Genomic DNA, 5,846 nt, shown 5'->3' with positions numbered 1-5,846 from the left:
GCCGAAATAACAAATGAGTATGCCGAAATAACAAATGAGTATGCCGAAATAACAAATGAGTATGCCGAAATAACAAATGGGTATGCTGAAATAACAAATGCGTTGGCGTAGCCCCCCGCAGGTATCGCTATTCGCTCTGACACAAACGATAAAGTCAAATCAAGATTTTGAAACCCACGGAGGTGAAAGCCTCTTGTAGACGCGGTTTCTAACGGCCCTTTTAGTACTCCATAGAAAAGCCTCCCATATCGGGAGGCTTAAAAGTGAGCGGAGACAACTTGTTAAACTACGGCCTTGCAGCCATCGCTCCTCCTATTGCAGAGAAAACGGCGGAGACGGATGCTGTGGCAAACAACCACCAAGCGGCTGTAGCTGCGGCTTTGCGGGTTTCTTCCGCTTGTCGCTGTGCTTGCTGCTTCACCTGTTCTAGGCGGCGTTGGGCTTCTTGCTGGATGCGTTCTGCACGTTGCAAGACTTTGTTGCGAGCCCCCTCAATTTGGTCAACGATCCGGTTGGCATCTTCCTCAGAGATGTCCTCACGAGAACTCATAATTGCCACTAAGGTATCACGATCGAAAGAAGATAGGCGATCGCGCAGGGCATCAAAGCCCGCTTGAGGATCGTCAAAAAATGTGCGGACATCGCGCTTGATACTATCGTAATTTAGTTCTGGGCGATCCAGGGAGTTAAGATAGTTGCGGATGCGGGCAAAAACCCCATCAATTGCATCTTGAATGCCTCGTTGGATATTCCGCACTTGTTCTACAAATTGATCCCTGACGGATACAATGCTATCGGCAATCCGGGCTGCTTCTTCATCAGTCATATCTTCCCGAATTTTCAGCAGGGCGATGATGGTAGAACGGTCAAACTGGGAAAGGCGATCGCTAAAACTTTCTACCCCAACTCGCGGATCGTGCAAGAGAAGTTGCAGGTCGCGTTTGATACCTTCTGGGTTCAGTTCTTCTTTGCCAGTTTGGCGCAGATACTCTTCTAGATAAGCTTTGAATGTTTCCGCTCTTTGCTGGGTGCGGGTAGCTAAACGACGAGGCGCACGCACAAAGTTACGAATCGAAGTTTGGGTGGAATCAATGATTTCATTGACTTGTTGTTCGCTCAAATCTTGACGTTGACTGAGCAATTTCACCAGTGTATCTCGGTCTACCTGCGATAACCGCCGCCGTAGGGCGACGGCTCCCTCTTTGGGATTTTCAAACAATCTGGTCAAATCTCGCTGAATACCTTCAGGATTCAGTTCTTGTTTGCCAGTATTGCGGAGGTAATCTGCGATCGTTGTAGTAACAGAGTCGTATTGCTCTTTGGCTTTATCCACTACAGCTTGGGGTGTGTGGCGAATGTTATGCCACGACTCCTCAGCCGAATTGATGATTTGATTGACTTGTTCTTCACTCAAATCTTGCCGTTGACTCAACAATTGCACCAAGGTATCGCGGTCAAAGCGAGACAACCGCGCCCGAATTGAGGAAATTCCAGCTTGGGGATCTTCTAGTAGCTTTTTGAACTCCGCACGGATGGCATCAGGATTCAGTTCTGATTTCCCTGTATTACGCAGATATGATTCTACATTCAACCACAGGGTTTCTGCTTGATATTGTGCTTGTTCAGCTAATCCTTTAGATTCTACCAAGACGCGATCGCGTTGTTTTTCCAACTCGTCCAGAATGCTATCTACTTCATATAGCTGGACATCATTCCGTTGGAGCAATATCTCCCGAATTTCTTGACGTTCAACATGCGCCAGTCGCAATGTTAGGGTTTCATAATCTGCATCTGGGTCTTGCAACAGTGGTTTGAAATTCTGTTCAATGCCTTCTGGTGTCAAATCTGCTTTCGAGGTAACGAGCAGATAACTTTCCACCGCGCGTTGCAGGTCTTGGACTATATCTCTTTCTTCAATACCTGTAACTATCACCAGCACATCTTTGCGGACAAATTCTAGCCGATCTGCAATGCGCTGAATTTGGGTTTGGGTAAGCAATCCCCGTTGTTGGAGAATTTTGACGAAATCGTTACGAGATAGCCGTTCTAGTTCTCTGCGGACTATTCCAGGGTCGGCTGCTGGGTCGTAGATGACATCACGAAATTCTTGGGCGATTTTTTCTGGGCTTAGTTGCCAAGCATAAGTGTTGTAGAGGTAGTTTTCGATATCAGAGCGAATTGGACTATAGGGTTGTGATGGTGTTGGCAAACCTAGCTTATCTGCTTGTTGGGTGACTTTATCTTTGGCGGTGGTGAGACTACCCAAGATTTTTTCCACATCCAAATCAGATAAATCTGCCCGTCCCAATACAATGCCAGTTAAGGCAGATAGTCCTTGCTGGAGTGTACTTTGAATTGGCCCAGTAGATGCCTTTTGGTCAGTTTCTTTGGAACCACGTGTTTCTGCAACTAATCGATCCAGCTTGGCGTTAAGTTCATCTGTCTTGCTTTGTCCGGCTGGAAGTGATTTCAGATAGTCCATTAATTCACCCATCCGGTCTTCGGTGGGTGAATGCTGACTCACTACCTGTTGCCAAACTTTATACAAAGTATCAGCAATGCGGCTAACGTCTTTTTTGGAAAGGTCAGTGCGGCTGCTGACTAACTCGATAAATTTTTGGCGGTCGATGTTGCGAATATCTTGAGTCCCGGCGATCGCTTTTAATTGGGGATCGTTGAGTAAATTTTCAAAATCACTCCGAATTTTCGACACATCCAACTCTGGTGGACGCAGCTTATCCAAATAATCTTCTATGTTCTCCCGAATACTTCCAGGGTCAATGCCGCTTCCTAGTTCTCGACGGACGGCGGCGGCGGCGGCTTCAGCTGTGGCTACAACTTGGCTATTGACAGCTTTCGCACCCAATGCGGCGGTGGCTGTGCCCATAATCGCCTGGAAACCAGAAGTTGCGGTATTCACCACTGAGCCAATTAAGGAACCCACAGTAGTGGAACTGACCCAAACCAGGAGTAAAAAGTAAGCACCCCAAATCACCAAACCAAGAATTGCTCCCAATCCTGGATCTAAGATTACAAGGCTCAATTTAACTGCCAGGAAACAGGCAATTAATAAAGCGATCGTCACTGTGACTAACGTCCAAATCCCGACTGCGGTACCGATTTTGCGAATGCTGCCGCCCAAACTTCCAACTTCCCCAGAATCAGAATCCGAGTCAGATGAGTGCCCCAGGTAGGAAATACCGGCTGCAAGGGAGAGATTAGTAAGAACTAATTGGAAAGCAAAGGCTAGAATCACGCCGGAGATTAAAGCCACAAAAAAGCGCGGCCCCGAAGTGAGAACTGATGCCTGTGCTGGCGTGACATTTGAGGGATCTACTGGAACCTGTGCCACCCACAATAGTGGTTTGTAGAGTCCCGCCATGATTTCCGTACTTTGGAACATTGTATTTCCTTCTACTAAGTTTAAATTTGGGGAATTAAGATTTTCTTGAGAAGCAACTCTTAGTATTTTCGTCTGTATCTATGGCAACACCTAACTATTTAGTTCAGAATCGTGGAATTTAGCTGTTTAAAGCATCTCCCCAAAGGCTGAAAACTCTATCCAGCGAAAGATATAAATTTTACTATCTCTTGGTTAAAACTTAATCAAAATTGCAAATTACTATTAAGTTATTACTGTTTATATTTAATTTTTAATGATATAAAAAATTAAATATAATTATTTAGCTAATGCTAACCCAAGAATCTAACAAACGTTGAGCTTGCAAATAAATCTACAGCTTCGAGAATATGACCGTTGAGAGGATATTTAAAAAGTATTTCGCCGTGATTTTAAGCACTTAGCGATCCCCCTTAACCCACGCCAGTCGCTCCCTTTGGGAGAAGACCGCGCTGGCTCCCCTTATTAAGGGGGATTTAGGGGGATCTCCAACGATTTTGGGTTTGTACAAAGATGTGTGTACACCGTAGCTTTTGAAGGGGGGTTGGGGGGATCAAAAGCCTATGAGGCAACTCTAGAAGATTTGTGTGTACACCGCTATCTGCCAGTCGTACAGAATACCCAACTGACTCCTGACTCCTGAATTCTGTTTCGATAAAAGCTTGTTGCTAATCTTGGATGTTGATTTCTGGGGTCATCTTGATTAAACTCCTTGTGATAACTGCCAGAGTTGGATGGAATAACATAAATGGCTCTCAAAAATTGCGCGTGCTGCTAATCCCTCAATAATCGGTTTTTCTAACCAACGCTTAAACGCTAAACGACCGATCGCGTGTAATGGTGGAAATGCGATCGCTACAACATCTGCAATATATTTGACCGTTGTCAGCCCAAAAGTCCGGAAGTTATTAACACACAAGTCAATGGTTGGCGCAATATGGGTTGAAATGTCTTCAGTCTTAATTAACTTGAATCCAGCCTGCATCAACGCTGTCTGAAGCTCACTGGCGACATGACAATTTGAAAAAATGCCTTCTTTGTATTCGCTGTCAGAACGCATCATATCCGCAATAAGTAGGTAGCCACCACTACTTAGTAAACGAGCTGCACCCTCAGCTAAATCGTCAAGAGCAATATACTGGCTGCTTTCGCTAAACAGAACTAGGTCGTAGGAGCGTGAAGTGTGAAAATCTTCAAATCTCGTTAAGTAGAAAGGGACTTGACCGTTGGTATTTTGAATAAATCTTTCTTGCTGGAGTGCGTCGGGTGCTAATCCCTCAACACTGAAACCGCGCGAGCAGAAATATGCTGCGTTACCACCAATACCACAGCCTACGTCAAGGACAGTTTTTGTCCCCTCTGGGATAAAACTCAAAAGTTTGGCTGCATAGGCTGACTGAGCCACACGCAGACCAGTTAGAGTTAATTCTTCACCCGCAGTAGGTAGTGGCTCCCAATACCCGTAATGCAGATAGGACGAGTCTGTGAGTCCCATGTAATAATCTATCGCCGCATTTTGGTAGCGAGTTGGTTTAGGAATATTGATTGATTTTGGTTTGAGCATTGAGAAATAAAGTAAGTTTTAAGGCATTAAACTTGGTTGAAATTCTGACCAACGGTTGCAAACTTGTTCGTAGCAATCGGGTGGAGTAATTTTTAGTTGGTGTAAAAAACTAACCTCAATTTGAGGTTCAGCCTTTAGCACCAGAAGAATATCTCGATCGGGATTGTATGTTGCCACTGCGGGGAAAATGGATGAGATCGTGGATGAGCTAATTGATTGCGATCGCAAGTAATGCCCAATCAGATCGCAAGGAAGAAATTGCAGGGTGAAGGGAACTGTATCAAGACTTGTAATTGTAGGATGAGTAACTTGAGTATCCATAGCACATAAGACAACTCCCCGCCCAAATGACTGAAATCCCTTCCATGCTGTGTAACCAATTACCAATATATTGTTATGGATAAAGCTGTTTTGCCAGTAACCAAAATTTCCTTGCCAAACACTATTGGATGGTCGCATTCATTTCCTCACAGTCCACTACAGTAATTACGCTGGCCACTGTCGCGCCTGTGCGAATTTTCGTCGTCTTGCCTGCGCCTAGAAATCCTGTAATTACTGTGACGGGAATTTTATTCATATTATGTTGTTTGTTGAATAATTTTGCGATCGCCAGAAATAAGTTGCAATTCCTACCACCAAAAGCAGAAGAAAACCAATTACAAAATATAATGAAGTTGACATTGTTTTGAACGCTCCTGTACGCCTACCGTAGATAGACTTTTTGCACGAATCTTGTAGCCATGAATTTTGTAGCAGGAACCCTTGACAAGAAAGCAGAGGGGTAGAAGAGAAAGAAGATTTACTTTTGGAGTCGAGCTAACGGTTTGCTCGTTGCTCGTCCCTAATCAGATGAGCGATCGCAGTATAAATCCTCCCATACAT

At 44.7% G+C, this 5,846-nt stretch carries 4 protein-coding genes; 1 reads left to right on the top strand and 3 read right to left on the bottom strand.

Translation table 11 applies throughout. From position 1 onward, the window contains the following. Positions 1 to 286: 286 nt before the first annotated feature. The 3 genes from CDG77_RS32905 to CDG77_RS32895 all read right to left on the bottom strand — a co-directional run bounded on the left by CDG77_RS32905 (position 287) and on the right by CDG77_RS32895 (position 5,423). Positions 287 to 3,403 carry a hypothetical protein gene (locus tag CDG77_RS32905; RefSeq protein WP_094333387.1) on the bottom strand — a complete coding sequence of 1,039 codons (3,117 nt, stop codon included), beginning with the start codon at positions 3,401 to 3,403 and terminating at the stop codon, positions 287 to 289. Positions 3,404 to 4,103: 700 nt separating this feature from the next. After that, the gene (locus CDG77_RS32900; protein ID WP_094333386.1) at positions 4,104 to 4,964 is read right to left on the bottom strand and encodes a class I SAM-dependent DNA methyltransferase; all 861 of its coding nucleotides are present in this window, start codon (positions 4,962 to 4,964) and stop codon (positions 4,104 to 4,106) included. Between the two features lie 18 nt (positions 4,965 to 4,982). Next, positions 4,983 to 5,423 (bottom strand): hypothetical protein, encoded by a 441-nt coding sequence (locus tag CDG77_RS32895; protein ID WP_094333385.1) that lies wholly within the window; start codon positions 5,421 to 5,423, stop codon positions 4,983 to 4,985. Here CDG77_RS32895 and CDG77_RS37140 point away from each other — a divergent pair. Continuing rightward, complete coding sequence (locus CDG77_RS37140) at positions 5,414 to 5,653, top strand: hypothetical protein (RefSeq protein ID WP_181154547.1); 240 nt, start codon at positions 5,414 to 5,416, stop codon at positions 5,651 to 5,653. The two genes, CDG77_RS32895 and CDG77_RS37140, sit on opposite strands and share 10 nt — an antisense overlap. Positions 5,654 to 5,846 lie beyond the last annotated feature (193 nt).

This window comes from Nostoc sp. 'Peltigera membranacea cyanobiont' 213 (genome assembly GCF_002245975.1).
Taxonomy (GTDB): domain Bacteria; phylum Cyanobacteriota; class Cyanobacteriia; order Cyanobacteriales; family Nostocaceae; genus Nostoc.
The sequence above is the reverse complement of the archived record's forward strand: the minus strand, read 5'-3'. Positions and strand labels throughout refer to the sequence as shown.

What these genes read in the sequence shown, in the direction of transcription:
- CDG77_RS32905 (WP_094333387.1), bottom strand. Translation starts at nt 3,403, where the DNA reads ATGTTCCAAAGTACGGAAATCATGGCGGGACTCTACAAACCACTATTG.
- CDG77_RS32900 (WP_094333386.1), bottom strand. Translation starts at nt 4,964, where the DNA reads ATGCTCAAACCAAAATCAATCAATATTCCTAAACCAACTCGCTACCAA.
- CDG77_RS37140 (WP_181154547.1), top strand. Translation starts at nt 5,414, where the DNA reads ATGGTCGCATTCATTTCCTCACAGTCCACTACAGTAATTACGCTGGCC.
- CDG77_RS32895 (WP_094333385.1), bottom strand. Translation starts at nt 5,423, where the DNA reads ATGCGACCATCCAATAGTGTTTGGCAAGGAAATTTTGGTTACTGGCAA.